At 68.4% G+C, this 529-nt stretch carries 1 protein-coding gene; it reads left to right on the plus strand.

Annotated elements, in window-relative coordinates; all coding sequences use genetic code 11:
• A partial coding sequence (locus tag ACXJKJ_RS32040) for a class I SAM-dependent methyltransferase (protein ID WP_457395773.1) occupies positions 1–430 on the plus strand: 430 nt, incomplete at its 5' end.
• Between the last annotated feature and the right edge of the window lie 99 nt (positions 431–529).

Genomic DNA, 529 nt, shown 5'->3' on the forward strand with positions numbered 1-529 from the left:
GTCCAGCCTCGTGCTGGCCCGGCGAGGCGCCGACATAGTGGCCAGCGATCACCACCCGCTGGCCGAATCGTTCCTGGCCTACAACGCCGGCCTCAACGATCTGCCGGCCATCCACTATCGCGATCTGCCGTGGGAGCTGCCGGATGCGTCACTGGGCCGCTTCGATCTGATCATCGGCAGCGACGTGCTCTACGAGCGCGGCCATGCCCTGCAGATCGCCACGATGATGCAGCGCCACGCCCGGCCAAGTGCCGAACTGCTGCTCACCGATCCCGGCCGCGGCAACGTCGGTCCGTTCTCGCGTGCGATGGCCACCCAGGGCTATGCGGTGAACGAGTCGTACGGGCTGTTCGATGACGAGGGCGATGCCCCGGGACGTGGCCGGCTGCTGCGCTACACCCGCGACGCGGTGCCGGCATTGGCTGGATGAGCAACGCTGACGGGCGTCCCGTGCGGGCGATGTAGTGGCGATGTGAGTCCGTCGGCGCCCCGCGTGCAGTAGGCTCGGCGGCATCCTGTTGCCGATGTC

It is taken from the genome of Roseateles sp. P5_E1, assembly GCF_054049335.1.